We start from the raw sequence: 16,328 nt of genomic DNA, 5'->3' as shown, positions 1-16,328 counted from the left end.
CTGGTTGATAAAGAGAGGGACGAATTTATTTCGTTCCTTTTCTAATAAAAAATAGGGTTTATCACTCTTTGATTTTTTCCACCACCGCAACAACCCGCATTAATGCAGGAAAAGTATCTGCCATTAGTTTTTCCATCACCCTCGCACGGTGAATTTCTACTGTTCGCACACTAATATTTAAATCCATTCCAATGAGTTTGTTAGACTTACCCTCGACAACCAGCCACATCACTTCTTTTTCGCGTGCTGTTAATGTGTTGTAACGACCCGTGATTTCTGTCTCTTCTGCATAACGTTGATAGGCACTGACACCAGATTGTAAGGCTTCTTGTACACAATCTAGTAAATGTTGGTCACTAAAGGGTTTTTGAATAAAATCTATTGCGCCCGCCTTCACTGCTTTTACGGCCATTTCCACCTCACCATGTCCCGAAATGACTAACAGGGCTAAAGGTGAACGCATTTCATGCAACTTTGCTTGTAATTCTAAACCGCTCATACCGGGCATTCGGACATCAACAATTAAACAACCTGCCCATTCCATTTGATATTTTTGTAAAAACTCAATGGCTGACTCGAAGATTTCAACTTTCAAGCCGACGGTTTTCAATAATAAACGAATTGCTGCCCTGACATCGGGTTCATCATCGACAACAAAGACGCGTGGTTCAATAGTTTTTATCATTGTTCAGTCTCATTAATGGGCAGGGTAAAAAGAAAAATGCTTCCCCCTTGTGGATTATCCATAAATTGTAATTGTCCACCATGTTCTTCAATAATCGAGCGACAAATCGATAAACCGATACCAATCCCATGGGCTTTTGTGGTAATAAATGGTTCAAAAAGCGTCTGTTTAATCTGTGGGTCTATACCAATACCTGTATCAAAGACAGCAACTTCTAAATAGTTTTTAGCAACTATTTGCGTTTTAATAATGATTTCGCGTAATACCGTTGTTGCTGACAAAATAGCATCCATCGCATTACGAATTAAGTTTAATATAACCTGTTGAATTTGTATATTATCTACAATCGTCATGAATGGTATTGGTAAAAGATGCAGGCTTAAATTCACCTGATTACGACGTAATTCAGGACGCACTAAATATTCAACTTCTTTAATTAACTGGTTAATATCTAAAGGTTGTTTATGTAGTTGTTTATCTTTGCGGGCAAAAAAACGAATCCGTTTAATAATTTCACTGGATAATTTACCATTTCGTTCAATGCCTTCTAAAGCAAGCCGCAAATCTTCTAACTCAAGATGAGGGCTGTCTAATAAGCGTAATCCCGCCTGAGCAAAACTTAAAATTGCTGTTAATGGCTGATTTATTTCGTGGGCTAGCGCGGTCGTCATTTCTCCCATAGAGTTGAGGCGGGAAATGTGCGCCAGTTCATGCAAGGTTTGGCGGGCTTTTTCTTCCGCTTGACGGCGAGCCGTTACATCGCGTCCTACACTGATAATTTCTGTTAACTGTCCTTGTGGATTTAAAATTGCTTTGCATGACCATGCAATCCAATGAATAGCATCAGGTTGTAAAAGTTGTAGTTCTACGCTGTAAATATGCGGTGCTTGTTGTAAAACGGTACAAATATGATGAAATACTTCTTGTTCTTCAGTAAGTAAGTGTTGGCTAAAAAATGTGTTTAATAATTGTTCTTCCGTTTTTTGCAGTTTTTCGCAATAGGAGGGACTGGCGAATAAAAATCGCCCTTGTGCGTCTAGTTTTATAACAAAATCGGTTTGATTTTCTACAAGAAAGCGATATTTTTCTTGGCTAATTTGCAGGGCGGTTTTAATTTCTTGCTGTTGTTGTTCTAATTGTTGCGTTTTTTGGCGTAATGCTAAGTGCGTTGCAACCCGTGCGAGCAAAACGGATGAGTTAAATGGTTTAGTAACATAATCCGCAGCACCCAGTTGAAACCCTTTAATAATATCTTCTGCATCATCTTTTGCAGTTAGAAAAATAATCGGGACGCTATTAGTGTGTGGTTTTTTTTTGAGTTGTAAACAGGTTTCAAAACCATCTATACCGGGCATCATAATATCGAGCAGAATTAAATCGGGCGTAATTTTGTCGACAATCCGAATGGCTTGATAGCCGTCTTGCGCAACACTGATAAGATATTCTTGTTGTCGCAGCACCATACCCAAAAATTGGATATTTGCAGGTTTATCATCAACGATAAGAATGTGCGGGTGCGAGGGCTTGTCTGTCATGGTGGTGTAGTCGTTGTAAACTGCATAATAAATTGTTTTTATTTATAGTAATTGGTTTATGAATAAGTGCCTGTGTTATTCGTATAAGGGAATTAAGGGTATCAAATCTGCCACCGTTTAGGGCATTATATTTCCGTAAGTAAAAACCGATCAGCGATTAAGTGTTAATACGAATTTTTCCTTTTTTTATACCCTTGTACACTGTTGTTAGATGATTAGGGATAGTTTTGTAACATCTTAACAGTTAACTTGTTCAATTATTTTAATAAAAATGGATAAAAAAGGATAAACAGTGGGTAAGCTAGCTACAATGATGACAACCGAAAAAACTTATACGTTAGATTATAGTGTTTTAACCGAGCTGTATCGATTAATGGGTAAAGAAGCTTTAGCCTGTTTAATTGATGAGTTTTTAAGTAGCCATTGGCAACAGGTTAATACGTTAGAAGCAACGTTAAAGGCACAGAATATTAAACAAATTCATTTAACTGCTCATGAGTTTAAGCTGACCTGTGAGCAACTAGGGGCAAGTAAATTAAGTGTTTTATATGAGGAATTAGCGGGGTTTGATGAGAGTGCTGAACTTGGACAGGCAAATAAATGTTTACATCGTATTCAATGTGAGTTGGCGCAGTTAAATGTTGCTTTTCGTCAAATTGGATTTACTCAGTAAATCTATTGTAAAAGGCTTCTAAGTTGTTAAACACGCAGTATCTGCCGCTTTAAGCTGTGTTATCCGTTTCTTTGCGCGGTTGCAAAAAATTTAAGGCGTTTATATCGCATCAAAAATCTTCGCGTCTATCTAATCCGAATATTCAAAAAGAAAACCTAGCAAATGTTGATTTCTGCTAGGTTTATTATCCATATAGGCAAAAGTACGTTTATATCTTATTTAGGGTTCGGTGTCGTCTATTCTATCCGCTAATTGTGTTGGTAATTCAATGGTAAAGGTTGAACCTTTGCCAAATTCGCTTTCTACTAACACATCACCGCCCATCATTTGGCAGAATTGGCGCGTAATAACTAAACCTAAGCCTGTACCACCATATTTACGGGTAGTTGATGTGTCTGCTTGCATGAAAGCACGGAACAGTTTAGAGGTTTGTTCGGGTGTCATGCCGATACCTGTATCTGTGACACGGAAGCGTACCCAATTGATTGCATCTCGTTGGTGACAATCTACATTTAAGCGTATTTTGCCATTTTCGGTAAATTTACTGGCATTACTTAACAGATTAAATAGGCATTGACGAACTTTTGTTACATCAGAATGCATCATACCCAGTTCTTCAAATGCGCCAACATCTAGGCTATTTTGATTTTTTTCAATCAGCGGTTGTATGGTAAAGATAACATCTTGAACCATCATGTTGATGGAGAATGTCTCTAAATAAAGCTCCATTTTACCTGCTTCTACTTTGGAAAAGTCTAATACATCGTTAATCAAAGCAAGTAAGTGTCGTCCTGCGCTGTCAATTTTCTTGAGGTCGGGAATAAAATCTTCCATTTCCATATCGGCAGCTTCTTCTTGTAACATTTCGCTATACCCAATAATCGCATTTAAGGGGGTGCGTAATTCGTGCGTCATGTTAGCAACAAACATGCTTTTTACTTTGTTTGCTTCTTCTGCGGCTTCTCGCGCTTTTTGTGCTTCTTCACGTTTTGCATCCAAAATGGAGAAGGAGACGCGCAGTTGTTTTGCCATCTGGTTAAATGTGCTAGATAAAATACCAATTTCGTCGTTACTTTTTACATCAACACTTTGTTGCCAATCTCCATCAGCTAGTTTTGTAGCGGCTTTTGTCAGTCCTGTGATGGGTTTTAGTAAGCGATTGGCTAATAACCAAGTGAATGTGCAAACAATTAGCACGGCAATAATGGCAACAATCATGGACAACCGCCAGAAAAATTGTTCTCGCTCTAATACTTCTGCTTCTTGTTGTAAGGCAATCACGCTCCAACCGTTGGCTAAACGAATGCCATGTGATAACCAACTGACATTTTCTGCATCAGTAAAGGAATATAAACCACTATGTCCTTCTATAATGTGTTGTACCGCAGGATGTTGGCTAAAATCGGTTAGTTCATCCCCTGTGACATATTTTGCTTCAGGGTGGGCTAGAACGTGTCCTTTTTCATCCACCATAAAGGCATAGCCTGTTTTTCCCAAACGAACCGCACCAACAGCCTTGCCTAATTCGGTTAGAAAGGTAAGCACAACAGCAACACCAATAACAGGACGTGTAGGCGGGGTGGTATTTTTTTCGTCCCATTGTTTTACTAGCCCTAGTAGTTCTAGGGTAAGGGGGTCTGCAATGCCTGTTGCAATCAGTCCTGTGTAGTCCATTTGATAGGTGCGTACGGTATCTTCTGTCGCTTTGTCATAAACACCTGTGATATTTATTTGGTTTTTGTAAAAGCTGATTTCCTTTAATTTGGTTTGTAGCTGATTAACCAGTTCCCCAGTGTCTCCGCGTTTTAGGGTTGGAATAGCACGGACAGGGGAAGAAAAGGTAACGGCTGGTTGTTCATAGGTACGAGAAATTTGCGCGCTACGGGTGATGTTATTGCCTTCTAACGCGCCTTGAAACCATTCTCGATGACTTAAGTTAATGGGGTTACGGTGGACGATACCTGTTCCACTTGTAAAATTTAACCCATTACTTTTAACGACAGCAGTCCCATAAATTTCAGGATAGACTCGAAAGACCGCAGAAAGGCTGGAAATTTGTTTTTCTGCTTCCATCGTGGTAAACGCGGCATTTTGACTTAAAGTCATGAGTGATTTGACATTCATCTCATCCCAACGTGTAACGCTATCCGCTAAAGAGGTGGCGCGTAACATCAGGTTTTCTTTAGCTTCCTGCCGAATAATTTGTGCCGCTTGCGAACTGGCAAAGAGTATGGCTATCAGCATAGGAGGAACTACGCCGAGCAATATCATCGCTATCATACGGAAGCGTAAACTGATGAAAAATTTATTTTCCATATAGGTTTGTGTCAGACCGTGTTTGAGCTAAACAAGGTATTTGAGAAAGTGGCTAGCGTAGCGTAAATCGGGGGAAATTGACTAGCCAATTGTATTAAAGTTTCAGTAAGCAGTGGCATTATACTGAGTGCATTGTAACAGTAGGCAGGTATATTTTAACGAGTTTTCAGCAGGATTTTGTTTTTTTATTAGAAATGAACCCCAAAAAGATGATAATAAGTGATGCTATAGGCATTTAGCGAATGCAGAGAGACTGGTAAACTATCACACCATACGTGCTGAAAGCGAGTTGTTTATATAGCACATCAGTTATTTTGTATGCAAATGTCATCAATAATAAAGGACAGTTTATATGATGGATTACAAACCTGCTCCCGATTTACTTAAAAATCGCATTGTGTTGGTCACAGGTGCGGGGGATGGAATTGGGCGAGCGAGTGCGCGCACGTTTGCACAGTATGGCGCGACAGTGATTTTATTAGGGCGTACCACACGCAAGCTAGAAGCGGTTTATGATGAAATTGAACAAGCAGGTTATCCACAACCTGCTATTTATCCGATGAATTTAGAAGGTGCTAGCCCTAAAGATTATACCGATTTGGTCGCTACACTGAATAATGAGTTTGGACAGTTAGATGGGATTTTACACAATGCAGGTTTGTTAGGCGCATTAGCACCCATAGAACATTATGATATTAATCTATGGTATAACGTCATACAGGTTAATATAAACGCGCCCTTTTTATTAACACGTGCTTGTTTGGGCTTGTTAAGAAAATCATCTGATGCGTCTATTATTTTTACATCGTCTAGTGTTGGGCGTAAAGGGCGGGCTTATTGGGGGGCTTATGCGGTTTCTAAATTTGCGACTGAGGGATTAATGCAAATATTAGCTGATGAGTTGGTGGAAAATACGGCTATTCGAGTTAATAGTATTAATCCCGGTGCGACCCGTACAGGAATGCGGGCGGCGGCTTTTCCTGCTGAAGACCCCAATACGTTAAAAACGCCAGAAGAAATCATGCTGACTTATTTGTATTTGATGGGTGCTGATAGTCGTGGCATAACAGGGCAAGCCCTTAATGCACAGTAATTTTGTAATGAGATAAGTATTTTATTTTTACATGCAAACTGAGGTCATTACACACAAAAGATATGTAAGCATAGACACTTCTGTAGAAATTAATAAAATTGGTCAGTGTTTTGCTTGTGAGTTCTTTTGTATGAGAAGAGTTATCTGCAAATAATGCAGGTATGGATTAAAACAACATTGCTACTAGGAGAATTAAAAAATGGCAGATATCAATGATATTTGTAGTGAGATTGTCAGAAATGTGGATGGCGCATTAGGCTGTGCAGTGGTAGATTTGAATAGTGGTTTATTGTTGGGCGTATCTCATAATGTGCCTTATTTTACGCAATCCTACTTAGATGCTGTTGCGGCGGCTGCCGTTGATATGTTTCGGGGAAGAACAGTAACCGCCGTTGAAGACATGATTTCTAATATGCGTGGTAGCCCCAAAAAACACATGATTAAGGAAGTACAAATGACAACAGATAACACAATGCACTTTATGATTGTGATACCTGACAAACCTAATTCCCTAGTCGTTCTGGTAACCAGCAAGAAAGTAAACTTAGGGATGGGATGGTCATCATTGCGGATGGCAATTCCTAAATTAAATCCATTATGCCCATAAGTCTTTAATATAAAATGACTTGTGTATTTCTTTCAATGATATGAAATACGCAAGTTTTTCCCGTCATATTCGCCATATTTCTTTATTCCCTCTTTCCTAATTGAGTATCACTCGTGAATTTATCAAATAACAAAACCTTTTGGTTGATGCTGATGCCGAGTGTGTTTGTTCTACTCTGGAGTACAGGTTTTATTGGGGCAAAATATGGCTTGCCTTACGCAGAGCCTTTTACTTTTCTATTCTATCGGCTGATTACTGTTAGCTTTTTGCTTTATCTTATTTTGCAAATAATGGGGCAATCTTTTCCAACGGATAAACAACTAATTGGGCATGTTGCTGTTTCGGGGTTACTGGTTCATGCGGGTTATTTAGGCGGTGTTTTTGCGGCAATAAAAATAGGAATGCCTTCAGGTCTAGCAGCATTGATTGTTGGGTTACAGCCACTACTAACCGCTGTTGCTGCCTCTTTTTTCCTGCGAGAAATCATCACCCGCTTACAATGGATAGGATTATTTTTAGGTTTATTAGGGGTTGCGTTCGTACTCAGCGAGCGATTTACGCCGAATACAGCTCATTTTGATATAACCGCGATTTTTTGGGCAACACTGGCGTTATTCTCCATTTCACTGGGTACGGTATATCACAAACGCTTTTGTACAGGGATGGAACTGATTAGTGGAACACTTATCCAATATCTTGCCGCTACGGTTGTTTTAGGGGCTATTGCCTTTACGACAGAAACAATGGTCGTAACATGGAATTTATCATTTATTTTGGCATTGGCTTGGTTAGTCTTAGGGCTATCATTGGGTGCAATCAGTCTGTTGATGCTACTGATTAAACAAGGAGCAGCGGCGCGTGTTGCCAGTTTATTCTATCTTGTGCCACCTGTAACGGCATTAGAAGCCTTTATTCTCTTTGACGAAAAATTAGGTGTATTCGCATTATGTGGAATGGCATTAACCGTTATTGGTGTTGCTTTAGTTGTGGTTAAAAAACGTCCTTTATAAACCCATTTATAGTCGTTATAAAGATAGCTAAATGGTTACTTCAGCCATGAGATTTGAGGCTTCATCACATCAACACTTGCCATTATTGCATGTTGGCTATAATGTAAGCATAAAGCAAAATAAAATACTCCTTGAATAACTGTTTTAGCTAGATGAAAAGCCATGAAAACTTATGTTGGTCATACTGTTATAAATAAAGAACAAACCATTGAATTATTGCGTCAATACCATATCACACCGACACAACAACGGGTGGATATTGCGTTGCTGATTTTGGCGCGCCATCAACATTTTGCAGCCGATGACCTGTTGCAAACATTAAATAAAGATAATCCTGTCGTATCTAAAGCGACTATTTATAACACATTGAGTTTATTTGTAGAAAAAGGACTCATTCGTCAAGTTATTGTTGACCCAACGAAAGTGTTTTATGATTCTAACACACTGCCACATCAACATTTTTATAATATTGATTCAGGGGAACTAACCGATATAGAAAATGATGATTTAAGTCTGGCATATTTTCCAAATCTGCCTAAAGGCACTTGTTCAGCAGGATTAGATATTATTATCAAAGTACGTAATGCACTTTGAACTTGTAGAATACATCATTCATAAAAACCATTGTATTATTATGGGTTAATATAAAATGATATATTGGGATGACCGCTAAAAATCAGCGTTTTTTGAGAAATTGAACGTTAGAACAGTAACACAATATACTTTTTCAATACCAAGTTATTAAGATGCAGTGTTTATGCTCACTGCATCTTAAACTCAACGGCTTAAGGCTTTTCCTTTCCTGCTAATACCATTTCTGCATGGCTCGCCTTTTCATCATCTAATGATAAAATCCAAGTCAGCAAGCGTTTTGCATTTTCTTCTGTCACAGTTACCATGGGTGGCATTGCAATACCGCTCACTTTATCTTTCCAATGGCTCTTATACGGATTACTGCCATTTTTTACCGTATTTAACAGCATTTCAAAGGCTTTAGGGTCATCTTTATAGCGTTTAGCAACTTCTACATAAGGAGGGCCAAACGGCATAGGATTACTTTCTTTAGCAGCCGTTTGCCGTGTTAAATCATGACAATTTAAACAGCCACTGTGACTAATGAGCAGTAAAATTTCTTTCTCATCTTCTGTTTTATTGGTTATCGTGGGGATTTTCTGCCCTGCTAGTTGTGCTTCTGCTGCTGCCGCTGATTTCTCATCCAACGATAAAATCCAAGTTAGCAAGCGTTTTGCGTTTTCTTCAGTCACCGTAACCATTGGAGGCATGGCGATGCCACTGACTTTATCTTTCCAATGACTTTTATACGGATTGCTACCATTTTTAACCGTCGTTAATAACATGTCAAAGGCTTTAGGGTCATCTTTGTAGCGTTTGGCAACTTCTACATAGGGAGGACCAAACGGCATTGAACCTGTTGCTTTTGCTGCTTGTGGGGTTAAGTCGTGACAGTTTAGGCAACCACTACGGCTAATCAGTAATAAAATATCTGTTTGTTCATCCGTTTCAGCCGCCATACTCGTTCCTGTGAATAAACAGGTGCTTGCCGCGACTAAACCAATCAACAAAGAATGTGAAAGTTTCATGGTTTCTTTATCCTTAGAAATAAAAAGAAGGTGCGCGAGGTCACGCACCCTATAAGTTGAGTTGAGAAAATAATTCTCATCGGAGAACTCAAATGTAAATCAGATTGTAGGAGGCTTGATGCGTTAAGGTTTTAAAGAAACCTGTTTGTCATCGGGTTCTACATAAGCGACGTGATATTTCGCAGATAAGGTTTTTAATAAACCATCCTTGATTAACACTTGTAGTGTGTCAGTCACTACTTTAGCCAGTTCAGTATTGTCCGCTTTTACCGCAAATCCAACATCCCACGCGCTATTCATTCCACGCATTGGAATAGATTCTACTTTAAAATCAGTGATTTTATCGGCTAACCGATTCTCAATTTGGCTACGCATTCCCATCACCGCAGACAATTTTCCTGCTTTAAGGTCATCGACACTATCCATAAAATTCAGATAATGGGTAACACTTTTATTTAATACGCCACCCATAATGCCTGTGAGAAAAAAAGAAGCAACACTATCTGTTTCTACACCAACTTTATGATTAACTAGAATTTGCAAGTTAAACAATGCAGGGATTTTAACAGGGTCGTAGGCGACGACAATTTCTTCATGGGCATAAGGTGAAAAAATGGTTACTTTATCATTTTTTTCTGCATAGGCCTTATCATAAGGCACGCGCAGCATAACATCTGCTGTTCCACCGCCCAAATAATGCCCTTTCCAAATCGCGTTGCGTAAATCATCATCCATGTTTTCATCGGCAACAACGAGCATGTAATCAACACTTAACCCCAATTTATCCGCAATTGCACGCCCCAGTTCTACATCAAAACCCGTCAATTGTCCGCTGTCTGTATAGGAATAAGGGGGGAAATCTTTGTACACGGCAAGACGCAATGTACCTTTTTCTCTAATGCGTTCTAAGGTGTCTGCATGTAATGGCAAACTGCATAAGACTAGGTACATGACGCTCAAAAACAGCCAGAAACGCTTTAACATGATTAAGTTACTTCACACAATCAGCACGGTCGGGTTCTTGGCAAACGCTTTCAATGTATGTCCAAATCGCCCATAAACCTTCTTGGCTTAATTTTTCTGCCATTTTAGGCATGTACACGCGACCATCACGCACAGAACCCTCACGAACACGGTAAACAAACCATTCGTTACCTTCATCATCATGGCTTAAGCGACGTAAGTCAGGCGCAATCCCACCAGAAACAACTTCTAAACCATGACACATTGCGCAGTTTTGTCCATAAGCGAGCTTACCAATGTTCACTGCTCTTTCGGTAGAAGCGGTATCTTTGTAAGGATTACTGGTCAGCCACTCACCTTCTGGTAAATCAGGTTTGATTTCTTTGATAGTCGGTAAACCCGTAATATCAATCTTTTGTGGGGTAACATCGCCATGTGCAAAACTCAGGGTGGGTACAAATAAGCAAATAGACAAGGCTAATTTTAAGGGTTTAACAAACTTCTTCATGACAAATAATAACTCCATCAATAAACGATTTTAGCAAGGCGGAAACCCAAGGTTTCCGCCTATTTCTGCTACTGAAAAATAACCTACATTATTCGTAACAGATTATTTTTGTGCCGTCTTTGCACTTGCAGGTTTATGGATTTTAAACACCCATAAACTGCCTCCTTGGTTGAAATCTTTGATTTTCTTCGCTACTTCACCGCCCCATAAAGGCACAGCACCACCCCAACCAGAGTTCACAGCAATATATTGTTCGCCATTTGTTTCCCATGTAACAGGCATACCAATAACCCCTGAACCTGTTTGGAATGACCACAATTCTTGTCCATTATCGGCATCAAAGGCTTTTAAATACCCTTCAGGCGTGCCTGTAAAGACCAATCCACCAGCGGTTGTCAACACACCTCCCCACATAGGCGCGGTGTTCTTGTATTCCCACTTAATCTTACCCGTTTGTGGATCAATTGCGCGTAATGCACCGATATAATCGTCATGCAATAACTTAACCGTAAAACCCGCCCCTAAATACGCAGAACCTTTTTTATAGGTAATGGGTTCATTCCATAAATCCATGCTCCACTCGTTAGCAGGCACATAGAATAATTTGGTGATAGGGCTATATGCCATGGGCATCCAGTTTTTACCGCCTAAGAAAGAAGGTGCTGCAAAAACAGCTTCCCCTTTTTTACTATCGCCTTTGGCATCGGCTGGATTACCGGGACGATTGCCTGTTTCTACAGGTTTACCCGTTTCTAAATTAATACTTTTTGCCCAACCGATTTGTGTAACAAACGGGGTTGCATTAATCAACTTACCATTCGTGCGGTCTAACACATAGAAGAAGCCATTACGGTCGGCTTTTGCCCCTGCTTTGATGATTTTGCCATCTTTTTCAAGGTCAAAAGGAATAAACTCATTTACGCCATCATAATCCCAACCATCATGCGGTGTGGTTTGATAAAACCATTTAATAACCCCTGTGTCAGGGTCAATCGCAAGGGTAGAAGCACTGAATAAATTATCCCCCGGGCGGGTATGTGCATTCCAAGGAGAGGGATTGCCTGTGCCGTAAAATAACAAGTTGGTTTCAGGGTCGTATGTCCCACCTAACCAAGGTGCGCCGCCACCTGTTTTCCACATGTCGCCTTCCCAAGACATGGGCAAATCGCCGCCTGTTATCCCATTTTCCTTACCATTTAAATAACCCATGTGTCCTTGAATCGTAGGACGGGTCCAAATCAGCTTTCCTGTTTTCGCATCACGGGCTTCTACTTTACCCACAACACCAAATTCACCGCCCGAAATCCCTGTGATAATCATATTTTTCACAATGGTTGGTGCGGCTGTAAAAGAATAACCTGCTTTATAATCCCCTAAAACTTCTTTCCAAACACGCTTACCTGTATCTTTATCTAAAGCAACTAATTCAGCGTTTAACGTACCGAAAATAACCAAGTTATCATAAAGTGCCGCGCCACGATTAATCACATCGCAACAGGGCATAATTCCATCGGGTAAACGATGTTCATATTCCCATAGCTCTCTACCAGTTGCCTCATCAATAGCAAATAAACGTGAATAAGAAGCGGTCACAAAAATCTTACCGTCATGTATCAGCGGTTGCGCTTGTTGACCGCGTTGTTTTTCCCCACCATAGGAGAAAGACCATGCAGGAACTAAGTCGCCAACCGTTTCTTTATTTACGGTCGTTAAAGGGCTAAACCGTTGTCCTTGTGTCCCTAAACCATAAGTGACAACTTGATTGACTGTTTTTGCATCATTGGCAATATCTTCTTCCGTCACAGGCTTTGCAAAGACGGCGGACGTACCAACAGCCATCGTGCCTGTAAGCAATATTCCGTTGATACAATAGCGAAGGGTTTTATTAATGGCAGACTGTTTCACTCTATACTCCTTTTAACAACATAGTTGTAACTTTATATTGTCCAACGGCTTCAGACCTTAATGTTGAACAAGCCGTAGGGGGAAGAGCAATATGAATGCCAAACGATATAACTATAAGAAAAAATTTGGGTTTAAATTAAATTTTATAATCAATCAGTAAAAACCAATTAGGTAAACCTTGAAAGTCGTCACGCAGGTGTGACAATGAAAAGACAGTGTGTAACATTCCCGTTACAATGATTTACATCACAAACACATGTCTAAAAAACAGGAAAAAATAGGAAATTTTATGGAATTGTCCATTTTTAAAAGACGTACATAAAACCTAGAAAGTCTGGTTGCTACCAAACACTATAAACATGTTGATAAGTCTGTTCGCATTTTGTACGAAATAGAGCGCGGGTGTAAGTTGGTTCAGGTAGGTAGTTATCTAAAACTTCTTCAATCGTTACTTTTATTTCAGCGCGCACGCTTTGTTTTGTCTGCCAATCTAATATTAATTTTTCCCGTTTTAACCTTGCTAATAACGCTTTCGCGCCTTTTTTGATTTGTGCTTGTTCTTGTGGGGTTAGATTGGGTTCTTGCAGAATATCAAATAAAGCTAATTCCTCTTCGGTTAAGCCCTCGCGAATATGGCGTTTTTCTTCTTCTGATAACGTTTTTGCAAAGGTTAATAACAGCTCAAAAAATTGCGTTAAATTTTGACTGCCTGCGTTATAGTCATCAATCAAGCGTTCAAAATGCGTTTGATAGTCGCGTCTAGCGTGATTTTGATTTAATAAGGTGGTTAATTTTTGCTGTAATTGCGTCCGTAAGCTTTCTATGTTTGTGCGTTGATGCGGAGAAGATTTGAATTGCTGGGCAAGCGCATCGAAATCTAATTCGCTTAAATTTAAAAGATTTTTTTCAGGTTTTATTTGATATTCTTCAACACGCACCGATTTATCCAATAAATGATTAATTTCTTGTAAAACCCCATCAACCGAGATGCTAGGGGTTAAAGATTGGATTTTCTGCGCTAAAACCACTAATACGCTGGTATCTGGTTGTATGGCACTGGCGAGTTTATCGGGTAAAATGGCTTTAAAAATACGGCTAATTTCTTGTGTTTTTAAGATAAATAGCTTTTTCTCTTCCTCATTTTTTAATAAGCATTCGACCGCATCATCAATTAATCGCACTTTATCCAACCGTTGCGCTTGTTGAATGGCTTGAATATTTACGCCTCGCGTTTGGCAAAAGTTTTTTGCGTCAGTTAATAAGCTTTGTAATTCAGTAACTAAGGCTTGTTTATCTTCTATCGGATTATCGATAAAGCCGTTAATCATGTCCGCTGATGGCGCGGCATAAATGGCAAGGGCTTGTTGTAAGTTTTTAAATACGCCGACATAATCCACAATTAGGCCCGCGACTTTACCCTGCGTCACTCGATTAGCGCGGGCGATGGTTTGCATGAGCGTATGATTACGCATGGGTTTGTCTAAATAAATCGTTGAACAACTGGGCACATCAAAGCCCGTTATCCACATCGCGCAGACAAAGACAAAGCGCAGATTATCCGCTGGATTTTTAAAGCGTTCATCTAAATTTTCCGTTGTCATACGTTTGCGGTGTGGGATTATATCCACGCCTTTCTGTTTTAGCTCTTCAATTTCACTTTGCGATTGCGAAACAATCACCGCCATTTCTACCGTTTGCATCTCAGCAGTTTGTTGTTTATCCGCAGTTTTAAGGCGTTGTTGCCAATATTTTTGTACTTTATCGTACATTTTCACGGCGGTTGCTTTGTCGATGCAAATCATCATTGCTTTGCCTTGATAGCCACGTCCGCAGAAATGTTCGACCACGTCTTTTGCAATCACTTCTAGGCGTGCATCGCGGGTTATCAAGTGATAAGTTTGTGAAAGTTCTTTTTCTAAGCATTTTTCTTGATTTTCGTCTAATATCGCCGCTTCTAAAATATTCTCTATTTCTGCGTTAAAGTTTTCATTGCTCAGTTGTAGCTCTGGAATACGGTTTTCATAGTAAAGCGGGACGGTGGCTTTATCATGGATAGATTGGCGAAAATTATAAATAGAGACATAGTCGCCAAAGACTTCGCGGGTGCGTTGTTCTTCATCTTGAATTAACGGCGTGCCTGTAAAGCCAATAAATGCGGCGTTAGGCAATGCGTTTCGCATGTTTAACGCTAGCGTGTCGTATTGGCTACGGTGTGCTTCGTCGGTAATGACAATAATGTCGTGGCGGTCGGAGAGTTTGGGATAAGTCGCGCCTGTTTCGGTTCTAAATTTTTGAATTAATGAGAATATATAGCGGTGATCTTCTTGGAGTAATTGTTTTAAATGTTCGCCGCTGTTGGCTTGGGTTTTGGCTTCTTTGGTGATTGCGTTGGTGTGGACAAAGGTTTTATAAATTTGTTCGTCTAATTCTTGGCGGTCGGTGATGATTAAAAATGTCCAATTGCCTTTGAGTTTTCGTAAAACTTTTTGGGTAAAAAATACCATGGATAAACTTTTGCCACTGCCTTGTGTGTGCCAAAAAACGCCGAGTTTGCCTTGATTGTCTTCGCTGTTTGCCACTGCTTGCACGGCTTCATTAACGCCTAAATATTGGTGATTTTTGGCTATTTTTTTGATTAATCCGTTATGTCCTGTTTCAAAAACGGTAAAATTTTCAATAATATCTAATATATTTTCAGGGGTGCAGATGCCATGCAGGGCGGTTTCTAAAGAGGTTTTATAGGGGCTTGGGGCTTCGCTGATTTTTTCCCAGTTAAAAAATTGTTCCCATGACGCGCTGAGTGTGCCGATGCGGGTTTGGCTACCGTTGGATAGTAGAATGATGGCGTTGGGGATAAATAGTTGTGGAATTGCGGTTTTGTAATCGCGTAGGTTGTCTTTGTAAGCGTTTTCTAGGGGTTGGGTAACTGATTTGAGTTCGATAAATAATAGTGGGAGACCGTTGATAAAGCCGATAAGGTCAGGACGGCGGGTGTAGAGTTCGCCTTTTATCCAGAGTTGGGAGACGAGGAAGAAATCATTATTGCGGGGGTTGTTCCAATCGATGATTTTTAGGGTTTCGTGGGTGTCTTGTCCTTGTGGATTTTTGAAGCTGACTTTTACGCCGTTTTTTAGGCATTCATAAAAATTTTGGTTGGCGTTGATGGGTATCATCAAGGAACGGTCGCGGGTGAGTTCTTCGATGGCTTGGGTGTAGGCGATGTCGGGTAGATTGGGGTTAAGTTTTTGTAGGCTGGCGCGGAGGCGTGGGGTAAGGATGACTTCGCGCTGGTGTTTGCGTTCTTTGGGGTTGTTGGGGTCTTCTTTGAATAAATTGGCAGTTTTCCAGCCTAATTGCTGGAAAATTTGGATAGCAGGTTGTTCTATCAGGGTGTTTTCGGAATAGTCGTTGTTACGCATGGTGGTTTTACGC

The 16,328-nt window shown here is 40.0% G+C and carries 13 protein-coding genes; 5 read left to right on the top strand and 8 right to left on the bottom strand.

The window, feature by feature from the left end; translation table 11 throughout:
• Window positions 1-61: 61 nt before the first annotated feature.
• Complete coding sequence (locus AL038_RS07010; RefSeq protein ID WP_062150945.1) at window positions 62-685, bottom strand: response regulator transcription factor; 624 nt, start codon at window positions 683-685, stop codon at window positions 62-64.
• Window positions 682-2,220 (bottom strand): response regulator, encoded by a 1,539-nt coding sequence (locus AL038_RS07005; RefSeq protein WP_062150942.1) that lies wholly within the window; start codon window positions 2,218-2,220, stop codon window positions 682-684. Before AL038_RS07005 ends, AL038_RS07010 begins: the two co-directional genes overlap by 4 nt.
• A 292-nt stretch (window positions 2,221-2,512) precedes the next feature.
• Here AL038_RS07005 and AL038_RS07000 point away from each other — a divergent pair, with 292 nt between their 5' ends.
• Entirely contained in the window at window positions 2,513-2,893 is a 381-nt protein-coding gene (locus AL038_RS07000) for a hypothetical protein (protein ID WP_145917069.1), read from the top strand.
• Between the two features lie 219 nt (window positions 2,894-3,112).
• On the opposite strand, the gene AL038_RS06995 is transcribed toward AL038_RS07000, so the two are convergent.
• Window positions 3,113-5,209 (bottom strand): ATP-binding protein, encoded by a 2,097-nt coding sequence (locus tag AL038_RS06995; RefSeq protein WP_062150935.1) that lies wholly within the window; start codon window positions 5,207-5,209, stop codon window positions 3,113-3,115.
• A 352-nt stretch (window positions 5,210-5,561) separates the two neighbouring features.
• Between AL038_RS06995 and AL038_RS06990 the strand changes: the two genes are divergently transcribed.
• The 4 genes from AL038_RS06990 (at window position 5,562) to AL038_RS06975 (ending at window position 8,513) form a co-directional block, all read left to right on the top strand.
• Window positions 5,562-6,302 carry a YciK family oxidoreductase gene (locus AL038_RS06990; RefSeq protein ID WP_062150932.1) on the top strand — a complete coding sequence of 247 codons (741 nt, stop codon included), beginning with the start codon at window positions 5,562-5,564 and terminating at the stop codon, window positions 6,300-6,302.
• 199 nt (window positions 6,303-6,501) lie between these two features.
• Window positions 6,502-6,909: a roadblock/LC7 domain-containing protein gene (locus AL038_RS06985; protein ID WP_062150929.1), complete on the top strand. Its 408-nt coding sequence runs from the start codon at window positions 6,502-6,504 to the stop codon at window positions 6,907-6,909.
• A 113-nt stretch (window positions 6,910-7,022) separates the two neighbouring features.
• Complete coding sequence (locus tag AL038_RS06980) at window positions 7,023-7,919, top strand: DMT family transporter (RefSeq protein WP_236839486.1); 897 nt, start codon at window positions 7,023-7,025, stop codon at window positions 7,917-7,919.
• A 162-nt stretch (window positions 7,920-8,081) separates the two neighbouring features.
• Complete coding sequence (locus tag AL038_RS06975; RefSeq protein WP_062150926.1) at window positions 8,082-8,513, top strand: Fur family transcriptional regulator; 432 nt, start codon at window positions 8,082-8,084, stop codon at window positions 8,511-8,513.
• A gap of 191 nt (window positions 8,514-8,704) precedes the next feature.
• On the opposite strand, the gene AL038_RS06970 is transcribed toward AL038_RS06975, so the two are convergent.
• The 5 genes from AL038_RS06970 to AL038_RS06950 form a co-directional block, all read right to left on the bottom strand.
• On the bottom strand, window positions 8,705-9,520 hold the full coding sequence (locus tag AL038_RS06970) for a c-type cytochrome (protein WP_062150923.1): 816 nt from the start codon (window positions 9,518-9,520) through the stop codon (window positions 8,705-8,707).
• 123 nt (window positions 9,521-9,643) lie between these two features.
• Window positions 9,644-10,504, bottom strand: a complete 861-nt coding sequence (locus tag AL038_RS06965) for a substrate-binding periplasmic protein (RefSeq protein WP_062150920.1) — start codon at window positions 10,502-10,504, stop codon at window positions 9,644-9,646.
• Window positions 10,505-10,511: 7 nt separating this feature from the next.
• Window positions 10,512-10,991: a cytochrome c-550 PedF gene (gene pedF / locus AL038_RS06960; protein WP_083991609.1), complete on the bottom strand. Its 480-nt coding sequence runs from the start codon at window positions 10,989-10,991 to the stop codon at window positions 10,512-10,514.
• Between the two features lie 102 nt (window positions 10,992-11,093).
• Window positions 11,094-12,896 (bottom strand): methanol/ethanol family PQQ-dependent dehydrogenase, encoded by a 1,803-nt coding sequence (locus AL038_RS06955; protein ID WP_201800137.1) that lies wholly within the window; start codon window positions 12,894-12,896, stop codon window positions 11,094-11,096.
• A gap of 341 nt (window positions 12,897-13,237) precedes the next feature.
• The gene (locus tag AL038_RS06950) at window positions 13,238-16,315 is read right to left on the bottom strand and encodes a type I restriction endonuclease subunit R (RefSeq protein ID WP_062150917.1); all 3,078 of its coding nucleotides are present in this window, start codon (window positions 16,313-16,315) and stop codon (window positions 13,238-13,240) included.
• Window positions 16,316-16,328: the final 13 nt, after the last annotated feature.

Source organism: Beggiatoa leptomitoformis (assembly GCF_001305575.3).
GTDB classification, from domain to species: domain Bacteria; phylum Pseudomonadota; class Gammaproteobacteria; order Beggiatoales; family Beggiatoaceae; genus Beggiatoa; species Beggiatoa leptomitoformis.
The sequence above is the reverse complement of the archived record's forward strand: the minus strand, read 5'-3'. Positions and strand labels throughout refer to the sequence as shown.

Bases quoted from the DNA above. Each gene is read 5' to 3' on its own strand.
- AL038_RS06975 (WP_062150926.1), top strand. From the start codon at position 8,082: ATGAAAACTTATGTTGGTCATACTGTTATAAATAAAGAACAAACCATT.
- AL038_RS06985 (WP_062150929.1), top strand. From the start codon at position 6,502: ATGGCAGATATCAATGATATTTGTAGTGAGATTGTCAGAAATGTGGAT.
- AL038_RS06965 (WP_062150920.1), bottom strand. From the start codon at position 10,504: ATGTTAAAGCGTTTCTGGCTGTTTTTGAGCGTCATGTACCTAGTCTTA.
- AL038_RS06950 (WP_062150917.1), bottom strand. From the start codon at position 16,315: ATGCGTAACAACGACTATTCCGAAAACACCCTGATAGAACAACCTGCT.
- AL038_RS06990 (WP_062150932.1), top strand. From the start codon at position 5,562: ATGATGGATTACAAACCTGCTCCCGATTTACTTAAAAATCGCATTGTG.
- AL038_RS07010 (WP_062150945.1), bottom strand. From the start codon at position 685: ATGATAAAAACTATTGAACCACGCGTCTTTGTTGTCGATGATGAACCC.
- pedF (WP_083991609.1), bottom strand. From the start codon at position 10,991: ATGAAGAAGTTTGTTAAACCCTTAAAATTAGCCTTGTCTATTTGCTTA.
- AL038_RS06970 (WP_062150923.1), bottom strand. From the start codon at position 9,520: ATGAAACTTTCACATTCTTTGTTGATTGGTTTAGTCGCGGCAAGCACC.
- AL038_RS07005 (WP_062150942.1), bottom strand. From the start codon at position 2,220: ATGACAGACAAGCCCTCGCACCCGCACATTCTTATCGTTGATGATAAA.
- AL038_RS06995 (WP_062150935.1), bottom strand. From the start codon at position 5,209: ATGGAAAATAAATTTTTCATCAGTTTACGCTTCCGTATGATAGCGATG.